We start from the raw sequence: 23,780 nt of genomic DNA, 5'->3' as shown, positions 1-23,780 counted from the left end.
ATTACTGCTGCATGTTGATGATGACGTTTTCCTGCCACAGGCGCGGCAGCATTTTCGACGATTTATCCCAGGCAGCCTGATCCTTAACCGGACGGGCATTTTTATATTCTGATTGCGGCAGCAGGCGAGCCTGAACATCCGCTGGCAGTGTCAGATGCTCAGCACGAATCGGGCGGGCATAGCCTTTAGCCAGATTGATCTGTCCCTGGTCTGAGAAGATATATTCGCGCGTCAGTTTTGCGGCGTTAGGGTGTTTCGCATATTTGTTGATGATAGTGGTGTAGCCGGAGGTCACTGAGCCATCAGACGGGATCACCACTTCGTAGCGATTTCTGTCAATCTGGTCGCGGTAGTTAAGGGCGTTAAAGTCCCACACTACTGCCATCTGCACTTCACCTTTTTCAATGTTGGCAATCACCGGATCGGTCACGCCAAGACGCCCCTGTTTTGCCAGATCGGCAAAGAAGGCCAGCGCCGGTTTCAGGTTCTTCTCATCACCCCCTAAGGCGTAGTTGGCAGCCAGGACGCCATTCGCCGCCTGAGCTGCCACGCCGACGTCACCGATAGTAACCACATACTTACCTTTCTTCAGATCGGCCCAGCTGTGGGGGATATCTTTAACCTGCTGCTTGTCGATCAGAAAAGCGATGGTGCCGGTGTAAGCCAGTGCCCAGTTACCCTCTTTATCTTTGGCCCAGGCCGGAATCTGATCCCAGTGCGTCGGTTTGTAGGGCTGGGCTACACCCTTCGCGACAGCGATTGGACCAAAGGCGGCGCCCACGTCGCCGATGTCAGCGCTGGCGTTCTCTTTCTCTGCATCAAATTTCGCCAGCTCCTGCGCCGATGACATATCGGTATCGCTGTGCTTAAGGCCATATTTGGTGCTGATGTCGTTCCAGGTATCTTTCCAGTTGGCCCAGCTGTCTGGCATCCCGACGCTGTTGACCTGACCTTCACTGCGCGCCGCTTTTTCCAGCGCGGCGAGGTCGTTATCGGCGGCCTGCGCAACGGGCAGGGTGAGGACTACAGCACTGGCTACTACAGAGGCGATAAACGCTTTCATCTCAGTTGCTCCGGGTGTAAGTTGATGGGCCTGGCTGGTCTAGTCCAGCAAGAACCGAGCCAATGTAGCCCCTCTATATGAACGATTTATGACAAAGCGGCGCTGTGCGGGGAATGGGCGATGAAAGACGTGGCGCGTTCGCCCGCCACAGGCGTGTTTATCTGACCAGTAAAAGTGCGAAGTCGCACCAAAATGAGGCTACTGTTGTGGAGTCGATAGCACTCAAAACGGCTGATGCGATAGCCAGCGCACTGCTGACACGCATTCAGGCAGGTGAGTTCAGCGGCGGACGCCTGCCGGCAGAGCGTGCCTTAAGCGAGGCGTTCAGCACCACGCGGATTACTCTGCGGGAAGCGCTGGGCAAGCTGGAAGCGCAGGGGATGATCTACCGGGAACTGCGTCGTGGCTGGTTTATCGCGCCGCCGCGTCTGATCTACAACCCGCTGCATCACAGCCACTTTCATACCATGGCGACGCAGCAGGGGCGTCAGGCAACCACTGAGGTGATCGCCGCTGAGCAGGTTGCGGCGCACGAGAGCGTAGCCACTGCGTTGCGGCTGGCACCCGGCTCGGCGGTTTACTGCATACGCCGCCTGCGGCGCATTGATGGGCGTGCGGTGCTCTATGTTGAGCACTACCTCAACCCACGTTTTTTCCCTGGCCTGCTTGATGAAGACCTGACCCGTTCCCTGACCGATCTCTATGATCAGCGCTACGGTATTCGTTATGGCGGCGCGCGTTTTACGATTATGCCAGGCCCTTTACCCGAGGTCGCAGCGCCCACACTGAATGTGGCACCGGGCAGCCCTGGCTTGCTGATCACCCGTATCAACCGCAATCAGCAAAAAGAGGTGATTGACTGCGATTGTGAATACTGGCGTTACGATGCGCTCTGTGTTGATGTGGAGGCCTGAGGCGTTATTGTGATTTGCGTCACACTCGCGCATGATGCTGCGCTAATAACTCCTTTTTAAAGGCGCAACATGAGTGACAAAAATCCTTTGGCCCGCCACCTTGCAACGGTACTGCAATGGGTGCTGAATCTGGGGCTGCTGAGTCTGGCGATTATCCTGATCGTCTTTTTAGGCAAAGAAACGATTCATCTGGCAAACGTGCTGTTTAACACCAGCGAGCAGGCTTCCTCCTATCTGCTGATTGATGGAATCGTCATCTATTTCCTCTATTTCGAATTTATCGCCCTGATTGTTAAGTACTTTCAGTCGGGCTATCATTTTCCCCTGCGCTATTTTGTCTATATCGGGATCACGGCTATTATCCGCCTGATCATCGTCGACCATAAAAATCCCTTCGATACGCTCTGCTACTCTGCGGCGATTCTGATTCTTGTCGTCACCCTGTGGCTGGCAAACAGCAACCGGCTGAAACGCGAGTAATTCTCCTGCCGTCTGACACGACGGCAGGTGTTCGCATCGCCTCTCTGCGCTAAACTAGCGACCTGAAAATTATCGGGAGTGGTGCTATGTCGCAAGACGCACTCAGCTTATTACGTTCGCTCAACTGGCTTTCTCCGTCGCAGGCCACCCTTGCGCCGCCATTGCTTGACTGGCTGATGGAGGAGGATTCAATGACGCGCCGTTTTGAACAGCACTGTCAGCGGGTCACGGTTCAGCCGCTGCGTGAAGGCTTTATCGACGCCAGCGAGGTGGGTGAGGAAAGGGCATTATTGCCAGACGACGAACGCTTCTGGCTGCGTGAAGTGCTGCTGTTCGGCGACGATCAGCCCTGGCTGGCTGGCCGCACGCTGGTGCCGGAAAGTACCCTCAACGGGCCAGAGGCGATGCTGCAACAGCTGGGCACCCGTCCTCTGGGGCGCTATCTCTTCTCCTCATCGACGCTGACCCGCGATTTTATTGATCCGGGCCAGGTAGAGGGATTGTGGGGACGGCGTTCACGCCTGCGTCTCTCCGGCAAACCGCTGCTGCTGACTGAACTGTTTTTGCCGGCATCGCCGCTCTATCGCGATCTGGTCTGAGGATTCTGTGGTGCAAAATAGCGTAAGTATGAATAAGTGGCGGGCCTATGCTCGCCTGATGCGTATCGACAAACCGATCGGTACGCTGCTGCTGATGTGGCCAACGCTCTGGGCATTATGGCTGGCGGATATGTCGATTCCGCCGCTGCCGGTGCTGGCGGTGTTTGTGGCCGGGGTTTTTGTGATGCGAGCAGCCGGTTGTGTGATCAATGACTACGCCGATCGCAAAGTCGATGGTCACGTGGAGCGCACAAAGCACCGTCCACTGGCCAGCGGCGCGGTCAGTGCAAAAGAGGCTAAGCTGCTGTTTGTGATTCTGGCGCTGGTGGCGTTTGCGCTGGTGCTGACCATGAATCTGATGACGATTATGCTCTCCGTCGTGGGTCTGGCACTGGCCTGGGTCTATCCCTTTATGAAGCGCTATACCCATCTGCCGCAGGTCGTTTTGGGTGCCGCGTTTGGCTGGGCAATTCCCATGGCGTGGTCCGCAGTTAGTGAGTCCTTACCTCTCGTCTGCTGGCTGGTATTTATTGCCAACATCTGCTGGACGGTGGCTTATGACACGCAGTATGCGATGGTGGACCGGGATGATGATCTGAAGATTGGTGTGAAATCGACGGCGATTTTATTTGGTCGCTTCGACAAGCTGATCATTGGCCTGCTGCAACTGGCGACCCTGCTGCTGATGGCGCTGGTGGGCATGATGCTGCACCTGAATGGTGCCTTCTACTGGACGCTGCTGCTGGCGGCTGCGCTGTTTGTTTATCAGCAGAAGCTGATCGCCGGGCGCGAACGTCAGCCCTGCTTCCAGGCTTTCCTGAATAACAACTACGTCGGTATGGTGCTGTTCCTGGGCGTACTGATGAATACGCCGCCGTTCAGTCAGCTGCTCTGAAAGTTTTGGGCATAAAAAAGGCGACCTCATGAGGTCGCCTTTTTACAATGCGCGCGGCGGTCAGTCGTGCGCCACCGCGGTTTCAATGGTCATGCGGACATCACTGGTGACCAGGTCAGCCAGAATATGCCAGGTCGCCAGGGTCTGCGCGACATCGGCATCACCGCTGTCGCTGATATACCCTTCATCACGCAACGTCAGTACCAGTGAGGTAAAGACCGCTTTGTCGAAGAACTCCGGCGCATTGATTCCGTGCAACACTGACAGACGCTGTGCCAGCGTCCGGCTCTCTTTCTCCAGCGTGCCACGGTTAATCGTCGGCTTGGCGCTGAGAATCGAGAAGGTAATGGCATAACGCTGCAGCGTTTCGCGCACACCAGCAGCCAGCAGTTGCAGCGTGCGATAGCGTGCTGCGGTAAAGCGCAACTCACCCGCTTCGACGGTAATCAGGCCCTGACGTGCCAGCTCCTGACTTACGTCAGTCAGCAGTTGTGGCAGCTCATCGGTCTGCCAGCGCAGGAACAGTTCACTCTTCAGCATCGGATAGACCAGGCTCACCTGACGCAGCAGTTCCGCTTCACTCAGCGTCTGATGCTGCTGAACAATGGCGGCAATCAGCGACGGCATCACCAGCATGTGATGAATGTTGTTACGGTAGTAGGTCATCAACACTGCCTGCTCACGTGGCAGAATGATGATGTCGCCAATACTGTCTTTTTCACTCTCAAATTTGTTCATACCCAGGGCGTGATCCAGCAGCGCTTCCGCTGAAAGATCGGGTACGGTCGCATTGGGCGAATAAGGCACATTACGCAGCAACTGGGTATAGCACTCCAGCTGTTCAATCAGTTGTTCACGGGTTAGTGAGCGCTGACGTGACGCCAGTAGCGCCGTGACACAGAGGTTCATGGCGTTAGCCGCGCCCGCTTCATTAATACGCACCATCAGACTGGCCGCGATATCATTGACGGTCGGCGTTAACCAGCTCGGACGTTGCGGCTCAATGGGATCGATCGCGTCGCGCCATTCCGGCACCCGTTTATTGAGATAGTTGACCAGCGGCAGCGGTTCGCCGAAGTTAACGTAACCCTGACCGAGATTGCGCAGCTTGCGTAAGCCGCGCACCATCTGCATGAAGCCCTCTTTCTCTTTGGCTGCACCGCGTAGTTCTTTGGCGTAAGTGCCCACTTCCATCACGTGCTCATAACCGATGTAGATCGGCACCAGCGTGATGGGGCGATTTCCGCCGCGCAGCATCGCCTGTAAGGTCATGGCTAAGGTGCCGGTTTTCGGGTCCAGCAGGCGACCGGTACGTGAACGGCCTCCTTCGACAAAGTATTCAACTGAATAGCCGCGGGTGAACAGCTCGCCGAGATATTCGCGGAATACCGTGGCGTAAAGCTTATTGCCTTTAAAGGTACGACGAATAAAGAAGGCGCCCAGACGACGGAAAATCGGGCCGGCTGGCCAGAAGTTGAGATTGATACCTGCGGCAATGTGCGGCGGCACCAGCCCCTGATGATAGAGCACATAGGAGAGCAGCAGATAATCCATGTGACTGCGATGACAGGGCACATAGACAATCTCGTGGCCATCCTGCGCCAGCTGGCGAACTTTTTCACCGCCATTGACGTTGATGCCCTGGTAGAGACGACTCCAGAGCCAGCCCATCACACGGTCGGTGACGCGAATCGCTTCGTAAGAGAAGTTAGCAGCGATCTCTTCCATCATCTCAACAGCATTCTGCTGGGCTTTCTCATGGGAGATTTTTTTGCTGCGCGCTTCATCTTCGACGGCTTTTTCAATCGCTTTGGATTGCAGCAGACGATTAAACAGATCCTGACGAGCCGGTAAACGCGGGCCGATCGCCGCCAGTCGCTGACGGGCAAAATGGATGCGTGCCACGCGAGCCAGTTTCTGGGCAATCGACTTGTCCGTACCGTGTTCCGTTGCCATGCGGCGCAGCGAGACGGTCGGCGAGAAGCGGACAAAACTGTCACGTCCGTGCCAGATGACCGCAAAGAATTTCTGCACCCCATTCAGCACACGCAGATGCGGCGTAGCTTCGCCCTGGACTTCACGTCCTGGCGCACGGCCAAACATCACGGTGACCGGCAGCATCTGAATATCCAGCTCAGGATTATTGCGATGCAGATCGAGGTAATCGTGAAAGATTTTTACCGATTCAACGCTGGGTACAAAATAGGGGAATACGCGTGGGCCATTATGAATAAACACGTGGCGCGGCAGCAGCGAACCATCAATCTCCAGCGGAATGAGCGGGTCGGGCAGATGATGCCGCAGACACTGTGCGCGTAAAGTCAGTAAGTCAGCCTTCGAATCGTAAGGCAAAACATACATAATAGGTCGGGTCGGATCCAGACCATGTTCAGACACGGGATCGGCCGGAATGGCCTTACTTTTTACCAAAAAGGAGAGTGGTAAATTAAGTAATTTGTAATAGAGTTTACGCCAACCTGACATAGACAACATGAAGCCTCTTGTTAGCAAAGCGCCGCAAGCATACCAGAAAGCGCAGCGAAGATCTGTGGTGGTGCCAATTGCACGCAGCCCAGACATTGACGTCAAACGAATGAAAGGGTTCCCACATCATGGCAAATAATGCCACCGGACTTATCAGAATAGTAAAAGCCGCAGGTTACTCCTGGCAGGGACTGCGTGCCGCCTGGCAGCATGAAGCCGCATTTCGGCAGGAAGCACTGGCTGCGCTGGCCGCTATTATTATCGCGTGCTGGCTGGATGTCGATGTGATCGCCCGCATCCTCATGATTGGCGCCGTGGTGCTGGTCGTCATTGTCGAAATCCTCAATAGCGCCATTGAAGCGGTGGTTGACCGGATTGGTCAGGAACATCATCCCCTGGCGGGCCGGGCCAAAGACATGGGCTCGGCGGCGGTACTGATCAGCATCTTACTGGCCCTGTTTGTCTGGGTCGCGCTGCTCTGGACACATTTGCGATAAGCCTTCCATAACGCGCCTGAGGGCGCGTTTTCCCTGACAATCGGTTTCCATTTCGCCAATACCTGTATATACTCACAGCGACTGTATAAACAACCAGGGGGCGGGATGAAAGCATTAACCAGCAGGCAGCAGCAGGTCTATGACCTGATTCGCGACCATATATCTTCAACGGGCATGCCGCCTACGCGTGCAGAGATCGCCGCGCAACTGGGCTTCCGTTCGCCAAATGCGGCTGAAGAGCATCTGAAAGCGCTGGCGCGTAAAGGCGTCATTGAGATCGTTTCGGGTGCATCACGCGGCATTCGTCTGTTAATGGAAGAAGAAGTTTCAGAAGGACTACCGCTGATTGGCCGGGTTGCTGCCGGTGAGCCGATCATGGCGCAGGAACATATCGAAACCCACTACAAAGTGGATCCAGGCCTGTTCAAGCCTTCTGCCGACTTCCTGCTGCGCGTCAGCGGAATGTCGATGAAAGATATCGGGATTATGGACGGCGACCTGCTCGCGGTACATAAAACCCAGGATGTGCGCAACGGTCAGGTTGTCGTTGCACGTATTGATGATGAAGTCACCGTTAAACGCTGGAAAAAGCAGGGTGCTATCGTGCATCTTCTGCCTGAAAACAGCGATTTTGATCCCATTGTGGTCGACACCCGTGCGCAGTCACTGACCATTGAAGGTCTTGCGGTTGGCGTGGTGCGTAACGGCGAGTGGCTTTGATTCTGAGGCCTGCGTGCATTCGCCTTTTCTGATGCTATTCTGTCTGCCCTAATTTTGTTGCCTGCTTTGCTGCAGCGACACTGAGCACGGAACGGCGAATGCGCTTTATCACGGCAACGGATAAAAATCTCTGGCGGCTTGCGCTGCCGATGATCCTTTCAAATATCACCGTTCCCTTACTGGGCGTGGTCGATACTGCAGTTATTGGTCATCTCGACAGCCCTGTCTATCTTGGCGGGGTTGCGGTCGGGACCACAGTGACCAGCTTCCTCTTTATGCTGCTGCTTTTCCTTCGAATGAGTACCACTGGCCTGACGGCGCAGGCGTTTGGTGCGGGCGATAAAACCGCTCTGGCACGCGCGCTGACGCAGCCGCTGATCATTGCGCTGCTGGCCGGCGTGCTGTTCATCGCATTGCGTTATCCGATTATTCAGCTGGCGACCCATTTGGTAGGTGGCAATCCTGATGTACTGGAACAGGCGGCGCTGTTTATTCAGATTCGCTGGCTCAGTGCACCTGCCACGCTGGCAAACCTGGTCATCCTGGGCTGGCTGCTCGGCGTTCAATATGCGCGGGCGCCGGTAATCCTGCTGATAGTGGGCAATCTGGTTAACATCGTGCTCGATCTCTGGCTGGTGATGGGGCTGCACTGGGGTGTCGCGGGAGCAGCAACCGCCACGGCGCTGGCGGAGTACATCACGCTGGGCGTCGGCGGCATCATGGTCTGGCGGGTGTTAAAGCTGCGCGGTATTACGTTTAATCTGTTGAAGCAGAGCTGGCGCGGTGACAGCGGCCGACTGCTGCGACTGAACCGGGATATCATGTTGCGCTCTCTGATGCTGCAGCTCTGTTTCGCCTCGCTGACCGTGCTGGGTGCGCGGCTGGGTCCGGACGTGGTGGCGGTTAACGCGGTATTACTGATGTTCATTACCTTTACTGCCTACGCGCTGGATGGTTTTGCCTACGCGGTTGAAGCTTTTGCCGGCGAAGCACATGGCGCAAAAGATGGCAGTAAATTGCAGCACGTCTGGCACTCAGCCTGTCGGCAGGCGTTGGTAGTCGCGCTCTTCTTCTCGCTGGTTTATGCCATTTTTGGCCCGCAGATTGTTACCCTGCTGACCTCTCTTGAGTCACTGCAGCAGACAGCTGACCGCTATCTGGTCTGGCAGATAATCATGCCGCTGATCGGCGTCTGGTGTTATCTGCTGGATGGGATGTTCATCGGGGCGACACGTGGACGCGAGATGCGTAACAGCATGGTCGTGGCGGCGGCTGGCTACTTTCTGACACTGCTCAGCGTACCGTTGCTGGGCAACCACGGTCTCTGGCTGGCGGTGACGGTATTTCTGGCGCTGCGCGGCCTGTCACTGTGGCTTATCTGGCGTAAGCACTGGCGTCAGAACAGCTGGTTTGAGGCGTGATCCTGCAGCACTGACCCGGAGGGATACGGATTATTCTGTATTATTCTGCATTTTTGAAATTGGCTACTACAATTAACTCTAACAAGCGAAGTTAACCCGCGCTTTGTATCGTTATTTTGTTAAGCAGCAAGATAATTATTTAACCCGAGGATTGGAGGTCTGCCATGAACAAAGATGAAGCGAGCGGCAACTGGAAGCAGTTCAAAGGCAAAATGAAAGAGAAATGGGGCAAGCTGACCGACGATGATATGCAGGTTATCGAAGGTAAACGCGATCAGCTGGTCGGTAAAATCCAGGAACGTTACGGCTATGCAAAAGATGAAGCAGAGCGCGAAGTAGCAGACTGGGAAGGCAACAATAAAGATCACCGCTGGTAATCAGCGCATTCCCCGATAGCCCGCGAAAATCGTTCCGGCGCGCCTGCGCCGGAACAGTACAGGGATGGAACCGCACAAGGATGTGCCAGTCAGCCGCGTTTTCCCCGCTTTTTACCCTCATCCTGATGATTATGATCGCAACTCTCATGGTGCGTGCAGGCTTCAACGACGGCACAACTTTCACATAAACCATGTGCTTCAATCACGCTGTGGCGTAATGCAAACTGCGCTTCACCCGCCAGCGTCGCGATAATCTTTTCTACGCCCTGTGCCTGTTTCTCTGTAACGGCGGCACAGCGGTCACAGACCAGCATAACCGACGTATGTGCTGGTGCTTCAAAGTGGTGACACATGACGTAGCTATTGCTGGATTCCACCCGATGAATGAAACCCTGTTCCAGCAGGAAATCCAGCGCCCGATAGACCGTGGGCGGCTTAGCCTGTGGTTCGCTGACGCGAAGTTGATCCAGCAGGTCGTAGGCGCTGATAGAGCCCGGTTGTTCCGCCATCAGGCGCAACACCTCAGCACGCTGCGAAGTCAGACGCACACCGCGCTGCAGGCACATTTTTTCGGCCTGAATCAAAATTTGCTGCGATGTCATGTTGGTCATGAGAATTCTCCGCTGGATAAGTGATGTTATTTTATCACACATAGTTTCGCGGTGCTGAGGTTGGTTTTCGTCTGATAAAACAGCATTATTCGCCTGATAAAGCAGCATATTTAGAGTTCAGTCCGCCCTTTATCTCAAATCTGACGATAATTCAGATCCATTCTGCAACCGTCTGAAGCGGAATTTGTTGGCATTTTGCTTTGCATCTCACTGAGTTAAGAAGTAATGTTCAGAAAGACTTAAGAAAAGTCTGGCATTGTTTGAAATGCACCGATGCAGTCTGAACTATTACAACGGTTTTTTGATTGGAAAACGTCCAATCCTTTGAATTAAGACACTGTTTCCTTTGAATTCACAGCAATAACGCGTTAGCCAGGGTTCACAATAGGGCTAACAAACTATTCAGTCGTTGAATGTTTCAATGACAATTTCTCAGGTGATGGCAGGCAAATGGTGAAAAAATCCGCTCAACGTTCAGCGCTGAAGTACTCCGCTGTAGTGACCGCGCTTTTCCTTTCTTCTTCCGCCATGGCGGCAGGGACCTGGTACGATGCCCGGAATGACGCCATGGGTGGCACCGGCGTAGCATCTTCTCTTTATGGTTCCGCAGTGCTGGCGAACCCGGCATTGATGACGCGTGCTAAACCCGACGATAACGTCAGCATTATTGTTCCTTCAGCGGGTATTCAGGTGACGGACAAAGATCACCTGCTTGATAAAGTCGATGATATTACGGACACCGTGGATCGTTACCGCACAGTGCTGAATAACTTTACGCCAGCGGATTTCTTCCGCGGCTACCCTGAATTACGCGCCGCCTCCGGCGATGTCGCCAACAAACTCAGCGATTTGCGTGGCAACAAAGCGGATGGCAGTGCGGGTGCGGCCGTGGCCGTGACCATACCCAATGAGACCCTGCCTTTCGCCTTTATCACCAAAGCCTACGGTACGGCGCATGTCCGCGCCAATGTCGTACAGGGTGATATCGACTATCTGCGCGGTGTTGCTGACGGTACGCGGTTCCCACGCCCGGGCGATCAAAATAACCTGCGCTCCAGCGCAAATGGCTTAGCGGCGCTGACCACCGATTACGGTGTGGCTGTGGCGCATGAGTTCACCATCGCCGGTCAGCCGGTATCCGTTGGTGTGACGCCAAAAGTGCAGAAAACCTGGCTCTACAACTACACTGCCAGCATCTATAACTACGACAAGAACGACATCAACAATAGCCAGTATCGCAGCACCGACACCGGCTTTAACGTTGATGCCGGTCTGGCGACCACCTTTGCCGAAAACTGGACGCTGGGCGTGACCGGACAGAACCTGGTTTCACGCGATCTGCAGACCAAAGAGGTTAATGGTTACCGCGACACCTACCAGATTCGCCCGCTGGTCACCAGCGGTCTCTCCTGGGATAAAGGCCCGTTTACCGTGACGGGCGATGTGGATCTGACGGAAACCAAACGCTTCAAAAGCCAGGATAACAGCCAGTATGCGGCTGTGGGCGCGGAATACCGCGTATTTGACTGGCTGCAGCTGCGTGGCGGTTATCGTGCGGACATGCGTTCTCACGACGAGAATGTCGCCACAGCAGGTTTTGGTGTGTCACCGTTTAACAAAGCCGTCCATCTGGATCTGGCTGGCTCAGTGGGTGCTAACAACACCTGGGGCGCGATGATGCAGCTCGGCTTTAACTTCTAACCGCGTTATTCAGGCTGTTCGGGGGCGGGCGATGCACTATCGCCCGCCCTTGTGTTATCCTTGCACAGAATTCCATCATCTTTAATTACCGGATTGCCTGCGCTTCATGTCTAATTTCTCTTCGCAACGCTTCTCTATCGCCCCCATGCTCGACTGGACCGATCGTCACTGTCGCTATTTTCATCGTCAGCTGACCGGCGATACGCTGCTCTACACCGAAATGGTGACCACGGGCGCGATCATTCATGGCAAAGGGGATTACCTGGCTTACAGTGAGGCGGAACATCCGGTCGCATTGCAGCTCGGTGGAAGCGATCCGGCGGCGCTGGCGCAATGCGCGAAGCTGGCAGAGCAGCGTGGCTACGATGAAGTGAACCTCAATGTCGGCTGTCCCTCCGATCGCGTACAGAATGGTCGTTTCGGTGCCTGCCTGATGGCCGAGGCAAATCTCGTTGCGGATGCCATTAAAGCGATGCGCGACGTGGTCTCCATTCCGGTCACGGTGAAAACCCGCATCGGGATTGATGAGCTGGATAGCTATGAATTCCTGACTGATTTCATCGGCACGGTGGCGGGACGCGGCGAGTGCGAGACATTTATCATTCATGCGCGCAAAGCCTGGCTCTCTGGCCTCAGCCCTAAAGAGAACCGCGAAATTCCCCCACTGGATTATCCACGCGTCTATCAGCTGAAACGCGATTTTCCGCATCTGACGATCGCGCTGAATGGCGGCGTGAAAACGCTGGAAGAGGCACAGACTCATCTGCAACACCTCGATGGTGTGATGATGGGACGTGAAGCCTATCAAAACCCCGGCATTCTGGCGCAGGTCGATCAGACGTTGTTTGGTCGTCAGCATCCGGCGGCTAACCCGGTGGACGTGGTGCGCGCCATGTATCCCTATATTGAAGCGGAACTGGCGAAGGGCACCTATCTGGGGCACATCACGCGCCATATGCTGGGACTGTTCCAGGGCATTCCCGGCGCTCGGCAGTGGCGACGTCACCTGAGTGAAAACGCCCACAAACCGGGTGCTGATGTCCGTGTGCTGGAAGCCGCGCTGGCGCTGGTAGCGGATAAGATCCCGCAGGAAGCCTGATCTGCAATCCCGTCCTGAAAAACCAGCCATCAGGGCTGGTTTTTTTTACGCCACTTTATGGTTTTTTTCGCCAAAGCGTCATGCGGCTTTTGATTTTTATTATATAAAAATCAATTAGTTAATGGTTGGCACGCTTCTTGTAATAGCTATAACAATCGATTTCAAAAAAGGAGCGCTGACGTGGAAATTTTATTCGTATTAGGGTTTTTCCTGATGCTGTTGCTGACCGGTGTTTCGCTGATTGGTGTGCTGGCGGCACTGGTTGTCGCAACCATCGTGATGTTTGTCGGTGGACTGTTCGCACTCGTGATCAAAGTGTTGCCGTGGCTGGTGCTGGCGGTGATTGCTGTGTGGCTGCATCGGGCCTTTTTTGGCGACAGCGATGCGCGAGCGCGTCGTAAGCTGAGACGTAAAATCGACAGGCTGGACCGTAAAGGCTGGCGCTAAATGCGGTGATGATCACACTGTGAGAGATTGCTCAGCGCTGAACTGCAATTAACCATACTTTTTACTTATGTTTTCTGGCAGGATGCCTGAGGTCAAATCGATGTGCCATCGACTCGACATGAATTCATCGCCGCTGTCCCTACACCAGCGCGAACAAAAAATAAAAAACAGAAGAGGGCTTCCTATGGGAAGCCCTTTTTGTTGCCTGCAATTACGGGATTAACAGACAGGATCCCTGCGTGGCGCGGCTCTCCAGCAATTGGTGCGCTTTGCTGGCCTCTTTCAGCGCAAACTTCTGCTGTTCCGGCACATCCACTTTAATTGCGCCACTCGCCAGCAGAGAGAACAGTTCGGCGCTGGCGATTTCCAGCTCCTGACGGTTGGTGACATAGCCAAAGAGTGAAGGGCGTGTCACAAACAGTGAGCCTTTCTTATTCAGAATACTGAGATCAACGCCGGTTACCGGCCCCGATGCGTTACCAAAACTGACCATCAGGCCATGACGGCGCAGCGAGTCCAGCGACGCCTCCCAGGTATCTTTACCCACGGAGTCATACACCACGGCCACTTTTTTCCCTTCAGTCAGCTCGCTGACGCGCTGTGCAATGTTCTCTTCGCGGTAATTAATGGTCGCCCAGGCGCCGGCATTTTTCGCCATTGTGGCTTTTTCCGCTGAACCCACGGTGCCGATCAAATGCGCACCCAGCGCTTTTGCCCACTGACAGGCGATTAACCCGACGCCGCCGGCGGCAGCATGAAACAGGAAGGTCTCACCGGCGCTGATTTTATAGGTCTGGCGCAACAGATATTGCGTGGTGAGTCCTTTCAGAAAGCTGGCTGCGCCCTGCTCAAAGCTGATGGCTTCCGGAAGATGCATCAGGCGATCTTCCGCCACGTTGTGCACGTCACTGTAAGCACCCATAGCCGCCATGCAGTAGACCACGCGATCGCCGGGTTTAAACAGGGTCACACCATGGCCTACGCGCGACACCACGCCCGCGGCTTCCGTCCCCAGGCCTGAGGGAAAATCGGCAACCGGATAGAGCCCGCTGCGAACATAAGTATCGATGTAATTAATCCCGATAGCGCGATTTTCAACCTGCACTTCATGTTCAGCGGGGTCAGCAGGTTCAAAATCCGTCCACGCTAAAACGTCCGGACCGCCATGTGCGCTGAACTGAATACGCTTTGCCATTCTGACTCCTGTGATTGTTTCATCATGAGGGTGAGGCACGCACCCCAACTAAGGTATACTTGCGCGTCCCCACAGAAGATCGGTAATGCATTCACTATGGCAGGAAATAAACCCACCAACAAATCGAACGAAACGCAGGATCGCCAGCTCGCAGGCGTGAAAATGCCCCCGCATTCTCTGGAAGCGGAGCAGTCGGTGCTCGGTGGGTTAATGCTGGATAACGAGCGCTGGGATAACGTCTCTGAGCGCGTCGTCGCGAATGACTTTTACAACCGCTCGCATCGGCTGATTTTTTCCGAGATGCAGCGGCTGCTGGAAAACAGCAAACCCATTGACCTGATTACGCTCTCTGAATCGCTGGAAACCCGTGGTGAACTGGAGATGGCGGGCGGATTCGCCTATCTGGCTGAACTGGCGAAAAACACCCCGAGCGCGGCAAACATTGGCGCGTATGCTGACATCGTGCGTGAACGTGCGGTGGTGCGTGAGATGATCTCCGTCGCCAACCAGATTGCCGATGCCGGTTACGATCCGCAGGGACGTAACAGCGAAGAGCTGCTCGATTTTGCCGAGTCGAACGTCTTTAAAATTGCGGAAGCGCGCGCGGATAAAGATGCTGGCCCGAAAAACATTGAGCAGATTCTGGAATCGACCGTCTCCCGTATCGAATCGCTCTATCAGACGCCGCACGATGGTGTCACCGGCGTCGATACCGGCTATCAGGATCTGAATAAAAAGACCGCAGGCCTGCAGGGCTCTGACCTGATTATTGTCGCCGCACGTCCATCAATGGGTAAAACCACCTTTGCGATGAACCTGTGCGAAAACGCCGCCATGCTGCAGGAAAAGCCGGTGCTGATATTCAGTCTGGAGATGCCCAGCGAGCAGATCATGATGCGTATGCTGGCCTCACTCTCCCGCGTCGATCAGACCCGCATCCGAACCGGACAGCTGGATGATGAGGACTGGGCGCGAATCTCCGGCACCATGGGCATCCTGCTGGAGAAGAAGAACATGTACATTGATGACTCTTCTGGCCTGACGCCTACCGAAGTGCGTTCGCGCGCCCGGCGCATCTACCGTGAAAACGGTGGCTTAAGCATGATCATGATCGACTACTTACAGCTGATGCGTGTGCCGGCGCTGTCGGACAACCGTACGCTGGAAATTGCGGAGATCTCCCGCTCGCTGAAAGCGCTGGCCAAAGAGCTGAATGTACCGGTGGTGGCGCTGTCGCAGCTCAACCGCTCACTGGAACAGCGTGCTGACAAGCGTCCGGTCAACTCGGATCTGCGTGAATCGGGCTCGATCGAGCAGGATGCGGATTTGATCATGTTTATCTACCGCGATGAGGTTTACCACGAAAACAGCGATCTCAAAGGGATCGCAGAGATCATTCTGGGTAAACAGCGTAATGGTCCCATCGGTACGGTACGCCTGACCTTTAACGGTCAGTGGTCGCGCTTTGATAACTACGCGGGCCCGCAATACGACGACGAATAATCGCCGGTTTGTGCTGTCATGCACGATCTGTGCATGACAGCACCCATCATCAGAAAATAGTGTTGGACAACCTCTCGGGTTATCGGGTTATCTGTAATAAAGCGACGCCTGGACCGATGTGGAAACGGAATGACTCACGTAGACGATTACGACCTTAAAATCCTCACTTTATTACAATCTAACGGCCGTCTGACCAATCAGGAACTTAGCGATCTGGTCGGCCTTTCCGCCTCACAATGTTCCCGCCGCCGTATCAATCTGGAACAGGCTAATCTCATCCTGGGTTATCACGCCCGGTTGTCGCCCGATGCGATCGGACTTGGCATGGTGGGATTAATTGAGGTGCGCTTAATTAACCACACCGCAGAATATGTCGAGAGCTTTCACCGCATGGTGGAGCAGGAGCAGGCGATCGTGGACGCTTACAAAACGACCGGCGACGCTGACTATCTGCTTAAAGTGGCAGTGGCCGATCTCAATTCCCTCAGTGCACTAATCAGCCAGTTAGTCGCGGGCCACCAGAGCGTTTCCCATGTGAAAACCTCGGTAGTACTGGGACGAATGAAAGAGAACGGGCTGATGATGATCCCCGGAGAGAAGACGCGCTAAAAAGGTGCGTGACGTGCGGTTTTGGTGCACACTTGCGGCAATAAATGCAAATAACACGCATGTTAACGGACTTTAATGCATAGGTTGATGGTGCAGGCCAGAATTTGTGCACACGTTTCCGTTATAAAGCGCCTTAGATATCAACAGGATATCGCGGGCACTTCGTTTACAGCCGTTAAGGGTTGTGACGCTGGTGTGTTTTTTGCATAGAAACGGCATCTTTTGCACTGAGAAAACCTCCATGGATAACATCGCAGAACCCTCCCGCGTCCCACATTCGCGCATTGAAGATGCGCTGGCGATGGTGCTCGGCACCCTGATGGTCTCGTTCGGCGTCATTATGCTGAAACAGGCGGGCGCACTGACCGGCAGCACCGCAGGCATCGCCTTTCTGATCAGTTATCTCTCGCCGCTTTCGTTTGGCAGTGCGTTCTTCCTGATCAACATCCCTTTTTACTGGCTGGCGGTAAAACGCATGGGCTGGGAATTTACCCTTAAAACGTTCTGTGCCGTCGGACTGGTGTCGCTGTTTACCCAGCTGCACCCGCTGTTCGTCCACTTTTCTGACCTTAACCCCTTCTATGCGACACTGTTCGGTAACGTCATCATGGGAATCGGGTTTATAGTGTTATTTCGTCATAAGGCGAGCCTGGGCGGCATCAATATTCTGGCCCTGTGGCTACAGGATCGCTTTGGGATCCGCGCGGGTAAACTGCAAATGGCGGTTGATACCTTCGTCGTGCTGGCCTCACTGTTTGTGGTGAGCGGCCCCATCCTGCTTGCGTCTATTGCGGGCGCGGTGATCCTGAATCTGATAATTGCAATGAACCATCGTCCGGGACGCTATCGGGTTTAATCCGCCTCTGAACTCTGGACCAATCATGGAGACCTACACCGTGTTTCAAAACGTTGATGCCTATGCTGGCGATCCGATTCTGTCGTTGATGGAAGCGTTCAAACAAGATCCACGAGAACACAAAGTTAACCTGAGCATCGGGCTCTATTACGACGAACAGAATATCATCCCGCAGCTGAAGGCCGTAGCCGCTGCCGAAGAGCAGATCTATGCTGAGCCGCATCAGGCTTCCCTCTATCTGCCGATGGAAGGGCTGAACAGTTACCGCAGTGCGATTGCACCACTGCTGTTTGGTGCCGATCATCCGGTGTTAAACGCGGGCCGGATTGCATCGATTCAGACGCTGGGTGGTTCTGGCGCGCTGAAAGTGGGCGCGGATTTCCTGAAGCGCTACTTCCCGCAATCTGCAGTCTGGGTGAGCGATCCAACCTGGGAAAACCACATCGCGATCTTTAATGGTGCAGGTTTTGAGGTGAATACCTATCCCTGGTATGACGCAGAGACCCACGGTGTGCGATTTGATGCCTTTATCAGCACGCTGAAAACCTTGCCTGCGCAGAGCATCGTGCTGCTGCATCCCTGCTGCCATAACCCGACCGGCGCTGACCTGACTGATGCGCAGTGGGATCAGACCGTTGAGGTGCTGAAAGCACAGCAGCTGATTCCTTTCCTTGATATCGCCTATCAGGGCTTTGGTGCCGGTATGCAGCAGGACGCTTATGCACTGCGTGCGGTCGCGGCGGCGGGTCTGCCTGCGCTGGTCAGTAACTCCTTCTCCAAAATCTTTTCGCTCTATGGCGAGCGCGTAGGCGGTCTCTCCATCGTATGTGACAGCGCCGAAGAGTCAGCGCGCGTACTGGGCCAGCTGAAAGCCACCGTTCGCCGCAACTACTCCAGCCCGCCTAACTTTGGTGCGCAGGTGGTTGCGCGCGTTCTCAATGATGAGGCACTGAAAGCCAGCTGGCTGGCTGAAGTGGAAGCGATGCGTCTGCGTATTCTCGCGATGCGTCAGTCGCTGGTGGATGTGCTGAGTACCGCGCTGCCAGGTAAAAACTTTGACTACCTGCTGAAGCAGCGTGGCATGTTCAGCTATACCGGCCTGAGTGCGCAGCAGGTCGATCGTCTGCGTAACGAGTTTGGCATCTATCTGGTGGGCAGCGGCCGCATGTGTGTGGCCGGTCTGAACAGCAAAAACGTGCATCAGGTCGCTGAAGCCTTTGCCGCCGTGATGTAACGGCTGTCTGGCTGTAAATAAAACCGTCAGGGTTCGCTCTGGCGGTTTTTTTATGGGTCAGGGTTTACCTTTCGGCGTCATGCTGCACACTTAAACGGGATAACCGTTTCAGGAATACGCTATGTGGCATCAACAAACTATTACGCTGAGCGCGAAGCCGCGTGGATTTCATCTGGTCACCGATGAGATCGTTAACTCGCTCTCCGGACTGCGTGATATCAAAACCGGTCTGCTGCATCTGCTGTTACAGCACACCTCGGCATCGTTAACCTTAAATGAGAATTGTGACCCGACGGTGCGCAGCGACATGGAGCAGCATTTCATGCGGCATGTGCCGGAGAACGCACCTTATCAGCACGACTACGAAGGGCGTGACGATATGCCGGCGCATATCAAATCATCGATTGTAGGCGTTTCGCTGTTATTGCCGGTTCAGCGGGGGCGTCTGGTGCTGGGCACCTGGCAGGGTATCTGGCTGGGCGAGCATCGCATTGAGGGCGGTGCCAGGCGGATTGTCGCTACGTTACAAGGGGAGTCGTAATGAATAACTCAGATTTACTGACCTACTGCATGAGCAAGCCGGGCGCGGAGCAGAGCGTCCACAGTGACTGGAAGGCAACGCAGATTAAAAGCAACGGTGTGCTGTTTGCAATGGTGCATGAGGCAAAAGGGCGGCCAGCGGTTTCGCTGAAATCGACGCCTGCGCTGGCCGAATTACTGCGCGAAGAGCATAGCGACATCATTCCCAGTGAACATCTGAACAAGTCACACTGGAGTACGCTGTTTCTGGACGGCTCGCTGAAAGATTCGCAGATTTACTATCTGGTCGATGCTTCATTCCAGCAGGTTGCGGCTGCCCGATAAACGGCAATAAAAAACCCTCTTACCCGAGCAAGAGGGTTTCAGATCTGACGGGTTACGCGGCAGGCTGCTCGCGCAGGGTATTGATGTCGATAACAAAGCGGTATTTCACATCGCTTTTCAGCATGCGCTCATAGGCTTCGTTAATCTGATCCATCACGATCAGTTCAATGTCTGACGTAATGCCATGCTCACCACAGAAATCGAGCATCTCCTGGGTTTCTGCGATGCCGCCAATCAGTGAACCGGCGATGCTGCGACGCTTGAAGATCAGGTTAAACACCTGTGGTGCCGGGTGATCGTGCTCCGGTGCACCGACCAGCGTCATGTTGCCGTCCAGTTTCAGCAGGGTGATGAACGGGTTGAGATCGTGCTGAGCGGCCACGGTGTTCAGAATGAAGTCAAAGCTGTTCGTGTGCTGCGCCATCTGCTCTGGATCTTTAGAAATCACCACTTCATCGGCACCCAGACGTTTGCCATCTTCAATTTTGGACGGCGAGGTGGTGAACAGCACCACATGCGCGCCCATTGCATGGGCAATTTTCACGCCCATATGACCCAGGCCGCCTAAACCGACGATACCCACTTTCTTGCCAGGACCGACATTCCAGTGACGCAGCGGTGAGTAGGTGGTGATACCGGCACACAGCAGCGGTGCAACGCCCGCCAGCTCCAGGTTTTCCGGAATGCGCAGCACAAAGCTCTCATCAAGCACCATCGACGTTGAGTAACCGCCGTAGGTAATGGCGCCGGTTTCGCGATCTTCGCCGTTATAGGTGCCGACAAAGCCGTTTTCACAATACTGCTCCAGACCCTGCTGACAGCTCGGACAGCTGCGGCATGAATCGACCATACAGCCGACGCCGACCAGATCGCCGACTTTATATTTCTGCGTCTGCGGGCCAACAGCGGTCACGCGACCGACAATTTCATGACCCGGAACCACAGGGAAAATGGTGTTTTTCCACTCATTACGGGCCTGGTGCAGGTCTGAGTGGCAAACGCCACAGAACAGCACCTCAAGCTGAACGTCATGGGCGCGCAGCTCACGCGGCTTAAAATCGAACGGTGCCAGTTTGGATTTTGCATCCTGAGCAGCATACGCATGCGTAATATTCATGGTGTCTCCAGTTTCGATGTGTCGTGAGTGTTATTCGATGAAGTGCAGCAGCGTTAATGTGCTGCGAAAACAGGGCGACGCCAGGGACGTGCCAAAGAGGAACTGCTTAAGGATAGTTAGCCTGGGGAAAAGCGTATATGCCTATACATGTCTGAATCTTGCCTGATTCTGCATTTTTCTGGCTGAATCAGCAGATGACATGAAAAGGCCCGCACGCGGCGGGCCTGCAGGAATTACTTCTGTAACAGAGGCTTCAGGAAACGTGCAGTATGTGATTTCTCACATTCCGCCACGGTTTCTGGCGTGCCGGCAACCAGGATTTCACCGCCGCCGCTGCCGCCTTCCGGACCGAGATCCACAATCCAGTCTGCGGTTTTGACCACGTCAAGATTGTGCTCAATGACCACGATGGTGTTGCCCTGGTTGCGCAGCTGATGCAGCACTTCCAGCAGCTGCTGAATATCGGCAAAGTGCAGACCGGTGGTCGGCTCATCAAGTATATAGAGCGTCTGACCTGTGCCGCGCTTCGACAGTTCACGCGCCAGTTTCACACGCTGGGCTTCACCGCCGGACAGGGTAGTGGCGGACTGACCGAGGCGGATATAGGTAAGACCCACATCGATCAGCGTCTGCAATTTACGCGCCAGCGCCGGCACGGCATCGAAGAACTCACGTGCTTCTTCGATAGTCATCTCCAGCACTTCGTGAATGCTCTTGCCTTTGTACTTCACTTCCAGCGTTTCACGGTTATAGCGTTTGCCTTTGCACTGGTCGCACGGCACATAAATGTCCGGCAGGAAGTGCATTTCGACTTTCAGCACACCATCACCCTGACAGGCTTCACAACGTCCGCCTCGTACGTTAAAGCTGAAGCGACCCGGATTGTAGCCACGCGAACGCGCTTCCGGCACGCCCGCGAACAGTTCACGCACCGGCGTGAAGATGCCGGTGTAGGTGGCTGGGTTAGAGCGCGGTGTACGACCAATCGGACTCTGATCGATGTCGATCACTTTGTCGAAGTGCTCCAGTCCCGCCACTTCGCGGTAAGGTGCCGGTTCGGCGATAGTCGCGCCATTCAGCGCTCGCTGGGCAATCGGGAACAGCGTATCGTTGATCAGGGTCGATTTACCCGAGCCGGACACACCGGTAATGCAGGTGAAAAGCCCGACCGGCAGCGTCAGCGTGACATCTTTGAGGTTGTTGCCGCGTGCGCCGGTAATCTTCAGCACTTTAGCCGGATCGCCTTTGACGCGTTCCTCCGGCACCGTAATACCCCGCTTGCCGCTCAGGAACTGGCCGGTCAGTGACGCGTCTTCCGCCATAATTTGATCGACGGTACCTTCAGCCACCACCTGGCCACCATGTACGCCTGCACCCGGACCGATGTCGATGACATGATCAGCGGCACGAATCGCATCTTCATCATGCTCAACCACGATCACGGTGTTACCGAGGTCTCGCAGATGAATCAGGGTGCCAAGCAGACGTTCGTTGTCGCGCTGATGCAGGCCGATTGAAGGCTCATCCAGCACATACATGACACCGACCAGGCCGGCACCGATCTGGCTGGCCAGACGGATACGCTGCGCTTCTCCACCGGACAGGGTCTCGGCGGAACGGGACATCGAGAGATAGTTCAGGCCGACGTTAACCAGGAAGCTCAGGCGATCGCCAATCTCTTTCAGAATCTTCTCGGCGATCTGCGCGCGCTGGCCGCTGAGTTTCATGTTTTCAAAGAAGGACATCGCATGGCCGATGCTCATCTCAGAGATGGTCGGCAGCGTAGTGTTCTCGACGAAGACGTGGCGCGCTTCACGACGCAGACGGGTGCCTTCACAGCTGGCACAGGCGCGGTTGCTGATAAATTTCGCCAGCTCTTCGCGTACCGCTGAAGACTCGGTCTCTTTGTAGCGGCGCTCCATGTTATTGAGCACGCCTTCAAACGGATGACGGCGAACAGACGTATCGCCGCGGTCGTTGATGTACTTAAATTCGATGCTCTCTTTGCCTGATCCATACAGAATCACTTTCTGCACGTTCTCGGGCAGGCTGCCAAACGACGCTTCGATATCAAAATCGAGGTGTTCCGCCAGCGAACGCAGCATCTGGAAGTAGTAGAAATTGCGGCGATCCCAGCCACGGATTGCGCCGCCCGCCAGCGAGAGTTCAGGATTCTGCACCACGCGGTCAGGATCGAAGTATTGCTGTACGCCCAGGCCGTCGCAGGTTGGACAGGCGCCTGCCGGGTTGTTAAACGAGAACAGGCGCGGCTCCAGCTCGCTCATGCTGTAGCCACAGATGGGGCAGGCGAAGTTAGCCGAGAAGAGCAGCTCTTCTGCGGCGCTGTCATCCATGTCCGCCACGATAGCGGTGCCGCCGGAGAGCTCCAGCGTGGTTTCAAACGACTCCGCCAGACGGGTCGCCAGATCGTCACGCACTTTAAAGCGGTCAATCACCACTTCAATGGTATGTTTCTTCTGCAACTCAAGTTTCGGCGGATCGGACAGGTCACACACTTCGCCATCGATACGTGCACGGATATAGCCCTGCGTCGCCAGATTCTCCAGCGTCTTGGTGTGCTCACCCTTGCGATCTTTCACCACCGGTGCCAGCAGCATCAGGCGACGGCCTTCCGGCTGGGAAAGCACCTGATCCACCATCTGGCTCACGGTCTGCGCCGCCAGCGGCACATCATGATCCGGGCAGCGCGGTTCGCCTACGCGGGCAAACAGCAGACGCAGATAATCGTGAATCTCAGTGATGGTTCCCACGGTCGAACGTGGGTTATGCGAGGTAGATTTCTGTTCGATGGAAATGGCGGGCGACAAACCTTCGATATGATCGACGTCCGGCTTCTCCATTAACGAAAGAAACTGGCGCGCATACGCAGAGAGCGACTCTACATAGCGGCGCTGACCTTCCGCATACAGCGTATCAAACGCCAGTGAGGATTTACCTGAACCTGACAGGCCGGTCACCACAATGAGTTTGTCGCGTGGGATGGTCAGGTTGATGTTTTTCAAATTATGGGTGCGGGCACCACGAACTTCGATCTTATCCATTCACCTTTCCCGGATTAGCAGCACTCACCGCG

Annotated in this window: 23 protein-coding genes; 17 read left to right on the top strand and 6 right to left on the bottom strand. The window is 55.0% G+C overall.

Annotated elements, in window-relative coordinates; translation table 11 throughout:
- Window position 1 precedes the first annotated feature (1 nt).
- Window positions 2-1,063, bottom strand: a complete 1,062-nt coding sequence (locus P2R09_RS19430; RefSeq protein WP_275772065.1) for an ABC transporter substrate-binding protein — start codon at window positions 1,061-1,063, stop codon at window positions 2-4.
- A gap of 206 nt (window positions 1,064-1,269) precedes the next feature.
- On the opposite strand from P2R09_RS19430, the gene P2R09_RS19425 reads away from it, so the two are divergent.
- The 4 genes from P2R09_RS19425 to ubiA all read left to right on the top strand — a co-directional run bounded on the left by P2R09_RS19425 (window position 1,270) and on the right by ubiA (window position 3,951).
- A complete protein-coding gene (locus P2R09_RS19425; RefSeq protein ID WP_275772151.1) occupies window positions 1,270-1,977 on the top strand; it encodes a UTRA domain-containing protein in 708 nt (235 codons plus the stop codon).
- Window positions 1,978-2,046: 69 nt separating this feature from the next.
- A complete protein-coding gene (gene psiE / locus P2R09_RS19420) occupies window positions 2,047-2,457 on the top strand; it encodes a phosphate-starvation-inducible protein PsiE (RefSeq protein WP_003855792.1) in 411 nt (136 codons plus the stop codon).
- Window positions 2,458-2,543: 86 nt separating this feature from the next.
- Window positions 2,544-3,056 (top strand): chorismate lyase, encoded by a 513-nt coding sequence (ubiC, locus tag P2R09_RS19415; RefSeq protein ID WP_275772063.1) that lies wholly within the window; start codon window positions 2,544-2,546, stop codon window positions 3,054-3,056.
- A 10-nt stretch (window positions 3,057-3,066) separates the two neighbouring features.
- The gene (ubiA, locus tag P2R09_RS19410) at window positions 3,067-3,951 is read left to right on the top strand and encodes a 4-hydroxybenzoate octaprenyltransferase (protein WP_275772061.1); all 885 of its coding nucleotides are present in this window, start codon (window positions 3,067-3,069) and stop codon (window positions 3,949-3,951) included.
- A 60-nt stretch (window positions 3,952-4,011) separates the two neighbouring features.
- On the opposite strand, the gene plsB is transcribed toward ubiA, so the two are convergent.
- On the bottom strand, window positions 4,012-6,435 hold the full coding sequence (plsB, locus tag P2R09_RS19405; protein ID WP_105099482.1) for a glycerol-3-phosphate 1-O-acyltransferase PlsB: 2,424 nt from the start codon (window positions 6,433-6,435) through the stop codon (window positions 4,012-4,014).
- Window positions 6,436-6,563: 128 nt separating this feature from the next.
- Here plsB and P2R09_RS19400 point away from each other — a divergent pair, with 128 nt between their 5' ends.
- From P2R09_RS19400 to P2R09_RS19385, 4 genes are all read left to right on the top strand, one after another.
- Window positions 6,564-6,932 (top strand): diacylglycerol kinase, encoded by a 369-nt coding sequence (locus P2R09_RS19400; protein WP_003855779.1) that lies wholly within the window; start codon window positions 6,564-6,566, stop codon window positions 6,930-6,932.
- Between the two features lie 105 nt (window positions 6,933-7,037).
- Complete coding sequence (lexA, locus tag P2R09_RS19395; RefSeq protein WP_003855777.1) at window positions 7,038-7,652, top strand: transcriptional repressor LexA; 615 nt, start codon at window positions 7,038-7,040, stop codon at window positions 7,650-7,652.
- Window positions 7,653-7,750: 98 nt separating this feature from the next.
- On the top strand, window positions 7,751-9,073 hold the full coding sequence (gene dinF, locus P2R09_RS19390; protein ID WP_275772059.1) for an MATE family efflux transporter DinF: 1,323 nt from the start codon (window positions 7,751-7,753) through the stop codon (window positions 9,071-9,073).
- A 164-nt stretch (window positions 9,074-9,237) separates the two neighbouring features.
- Window positions 9,238-9,450, top strand: coding sequence for a CsbD family protein (locus P2R09_RS19385; protein WP_275772057.1), 213 nt, complete (start codon window positions 9,238-9,240; stop codon window positions 9,448-9,450).
- A gap of 89 nt (window positions 9,451-9,539) precedes the next feature.
- Here P2R09_RS19385 and zur read toward each other — a convergent pair whose 3' ends face one another.
- Window positions 9,540-10,061, bottom strand: coding sequence for a zinc uptake transcriptional repressor Zur (gene zur, locus P2R09_RS19380; protein ID WP_275772055.1), 522 nt, complete (start codon window positions 10,059-10,061; stop codon window positions 9,540-9,542).
- A 450-nt stretch (window positions 10,062-10,511) separates the two neighbouring features.
- Between zur and P2R09_RS19375 the strand changes: the two genes are divergently transcribed.
- The 3 genes from P2R09_RS19375 to pspG all read left to right on the top strand — a co-directional run bounded on the left by P2R09_RS19375 (window position 10,512) and on the right by pspG (window position 13,308).
- Window positions 10,512-11,762, top strand: coding sequence for a conjugal transfer protein TraF (locus P2R09_RS19375; protein ID WP_275772053.1), 1,251 nt, complete (start codon window positions 10,512-10,514; stop codon window positions 11,760-11,762).
- A gap of 106 nt (window positions 11,763-11,868) precedes the next feature.
- Complete coding sequence (gene dusA / locus P2R09_RS19370) at window positions 11,869-12,861, top strand: tRNA dihydrouridine(20/20a) synthase DusA (protein ID WP_275772052.1); 993 nt, start codon at window positions 11,869-11,871, stop codon at window positions 12,859-12,861.
- Between the two features lie 180 nt (window positions 12,862-13,041).
- Entirely contained in the window at window positions 13,042-13,308 is a 267-nt protein-coding gene (pspG, locus tag P2R09_RS19365) for an envelope stress response protein PspG (protein ID WP_003855759.1), read from the top strand.
- 211 nt (window positions 13,309-13,519) lie between these two features.
- Here pspG and P2R09_RS19360 read toward each other — a convergent pair whose 3' ends face one another.
- Window positions 13,520-14,503, bottom strand: a complete 984-nt coding sequence (locus P2R09_RS19360; RefSeq protein ID WP_003855757.1) for a quinone oxidoreductase — start codon at window positions 14,501-14,503, stop codon at window positions 13,520-13,522.
- A 96-nt stretch (window positions 14,504-14,599) separates the two neighbouring features.
- Here P2R09_RS19360 and dnaB point away from each other — a divergent pair, with 96 nt between their 5' ends.
- The 6 genes from dnaB to P2R09_RS19330 all read left to right on the top strand — a co-directional run bounded on the left by dnaB (window position 14,600) and on the right by P2R09_RS19330 (window position 19,569).
- The gene (gene dnaB, locus P2R09_RS19355; RefSeq protein ID WP_003855755.1) at window positions 14,600-16,006 is read left to right on the top strand and encodes a replicative DNA helicase; all 1,407 of its coding nucleotides are present in this window, start codon (window positions 14,600-14,602) and stop codon (window positions 16,004-16,006) included.
- A 129-nt stretch (window positions 16,007-16,135) separates the two neighbouring features.
- A complete protein-coding gene (locus tag P2R09_RS19350) occupies window positions 16,136-16,615 on the top strand; it encodes an Lrp/AsnC family transcriptional regulator (RefSeq protein ID WP_003855753.1) in 480 nt (159 codons plus the stop codon).
- A 241-nt stretch (window positions 16,616-16,856) separates the two neighbouring features.
- Window positions 16,857-17,471, top strand: coding sequence for a YitT family protein (locus tag P2R09_RS19345; protein WP_275772047.1), 615 nt, complete (start codon window positions 16,857-16,859; stop codon window positions 17,469-17,471).
- A 40-nt stretch (window positions 17,472-17,511) separates the two neighbouring features.
- Window positions 17,512-18,705 (top strand): amino acid aminotransferase, encoded by a 1,194-nt coding sequence (locus P2R09_RS19340; RefSeq protein WP_139364724.1) that lies wholly within the window; start codon window positions 17,512-17,514, stop codon window positions 18,703-18,705.
- Between the two features lie 121 nt (window positions 18,706-18,826).
- Window positions 18,827-19,246 (top strand): secondary thiamine-phosphate synthase enzyme YjbQ, encoded by a 420-nt coding sequence (locus P2R09_RS19335; protein ID WP_003855749.1) that lies wholly within the window; start codon window positions 18,827-18,829, stop codon window positions 19,244-19,246.
- The gene (locus P2R09_RS19330) at window positions 19,246-19,569 is read left to right on the top strand and encodes an MmcQ/YjbR family DNA-binding protein (RefSeq protein ID WP_003855748.1); all 324 of its coding nucleotides are present in this window, start codon (window positions 19,246-19,248) and stop codon (window positions 19,567-19,569) included. The genes P2R09_RS19335 and P2R09_RS19330 overlap by 1 nt, the downstream gene beginning before the upstream one ends.
- Window positions 19,570-19,621: 52 nt before the next feature.
- On the opposite strand, the gene P2R09_RS19325 is transcribed toward P2R09_RS19330, so the two are convergent.
- Together P2R09_RS19325 and uvrA are read right to left on the bottom strand one after the other, a co-directional pair.
- Window positions 19,622-20,686 (bottom strand): NAD(P)-dependent alcohol dehydrogenase, encoded by a 1,065-nt coding sequence (locus tag P2R09_RS19325; RefSeq protein ID WP_275772043.1) that lies wholly within the window; start codon window positions 20,684-20,686, stop codon window positions 19,622-19,624.
- A 233-nt stretch (window positions 20,687-20,919) separates the two neighbouring features.
- On the bottom strand, window positions 20,920-23,748 hold the full coding sequence (gene uvrA / locus P2R09_RS19320; RefSeq protein ID WP_003855745.1) for an excinuclease ABC subunit UvrA: 2,829 nt from the start codon (window positions 23,746-23,748) through the stop codon (window positions 20,920-20,922).
- Between the last annotated feature and the right edge of the window lie 32 nt (window positions 23,749-23,780).

The sequence above is a fragment of the Pantoea sp. Cr_R13 genome (assembly GCF_029222565.1).
GTDB classification, from domain to species: Bacteria; Pseudomonadota; Gammaproteobacteria; order Enterobacterales; family Enterobacteriaceae; genus Pantoea; species Pantoea eucalypti.
Note: the sequence above shows the minus strand (reverse complement) of the source record. Positions and strands in the feature narration are given on the sequence as shown.

What these genes read in the sequence shown, in the direction of transcription:
- P2R09_RS19350 (WP_003855753.1), top strand. Translation starts at nt 16,136, where the DNA reads ATGACTCACGTAGACGATTACGACCTTAAAATCCTCACTTTATTACAA.
- P2R09_RS19345 (WP_275772047.1), top strand. Translation starts at nt 16,857, where the DNA reads ATGGATAACATCGCAGAACCCTCCCGCGTCCCACATTCGCGCATTGAA.
- zur (WP_275772055.1), bottom strand. Translation starts at nt 10,061, where the DNA reads ATGACCAACATGACATCGCAGCAAATTTTGATTCAGGCCGAAAAAATG.
- P2R09_RS19330 (WP_003855748.1), top strand. Translation starts at nt 19,246, where the DNA reads ATGAATAACTCAGATTTACTGACCTACTGCATGAGCAAGCCGGGCGCG.
- P2R09_RS19385 (WP_275772057.1), top strand. Translation starts at nt 9,238, where the DNA reads ATGAACAAAGATGAAGCGAGCGGCAACTGGAAGCAGTTCAAAGGCAAA.
- P2R09_RS19430 (WP_275772065.1), bottom strand. Translation starts at nt 1,063, where the DNA reads ATGAAAGCGTTTATCGCCTCTGTAGTAGCCAGTGCTGTAGTCCTCACC.
- dnaB (WP_003855755.1), top strand. Translation starts at nt 14,600, where the DNA reads ATGGCAGGAAATAAACCCACCAACAAATCGAACGAAACGCAGGATCGC.
- P2R09_RS19325 (WP_275772043.1), bottom strand. Translation starts at nt 20,686, where the DNA reads ATGAATATTACGCATGCGTATGCTGCTCAGGATGCAAAATCCAAACTG.
- uvrA (WP_003855745.1), bottom strand. Translation starts at nt 23,748, where the DNA reads ATGGATAAGATCGAAGTTCGTGGTGCCCGCACCCATAATTTGAAAAAC.
- P2R09_RS19400 (WP_003855779.1), top strand. Translation starts at nt 6,564, where the DNA reads ATGGCAAATAATGCCACCGGACTTATCAGAATAGTAAAAGCCGCAGGT.
- P2R09_RS19335 (WP_003855749.1), top strand. Translation starts at nt 18,827, where the DNA reads ATGTGGCATCAACAAACTATTACGCTGAGCGCGAAGCCGCGTGGATTT.
- lexA (WP_003855777.1), top strand. Translation starts at nt 7,038, where the DNA reads ATGAAAGCATTAACCAGCAGGCAGCAGCAGGTCTATGACCTGATTCGC.
- dusA (WP_275772052.1), top strand. Translation starts at nt 11,869, where the DNA reads ATGTCTAATTTCTCTTCGCAACGCTTCTCTATCGCCCCCATGCTCGAC.
- dinF (WP_275772059.1), top strand. Translation starts at nt 7,751, where the DNA reads ATGCGCTTTATCACGGCAACGGATAAAAATCTCTGGCGGCTTGCGCTG.
- plsB (WP_105099482.1), bottom strand. Translation starts at nt 6,435, where the DNA reads ATGTCAGGTTGGCGTAAACTCTATTACAAATTACTTAATTTACCACTC.
- P2R09_RS19360 (WP_003855757.1), bottom strand. Translation starts at nt 14,503, where the DNA reads ATGGCAAAGCGTATTCAGTTCAGCGCACATGGCGGTCCGGACGTTTTA.
- psiE (WP_003855792.1), top strand. Translation starts at nt 2,047, where the DNA reads ATGAGTGACAAAAATCCTTTGGCCCGCCACCTTGCAACGGTACTGCAA.
- P2R09_RS19375 (WP_275772053.1), top strand. Translation starts at nt 10,512, where the DNA reads ATGGTGAAAAAATCCGCTCAACGTTCAGCGCTGAAGTACTCCGCTGTA.
- ubiC (WP_275772063.1), top strand. Translation starts at nt 2,544, where the DNA reads ATGTCGCAAGACGCACTCAGCTTATTACGTTCGCTCAACTGGCTTTCT.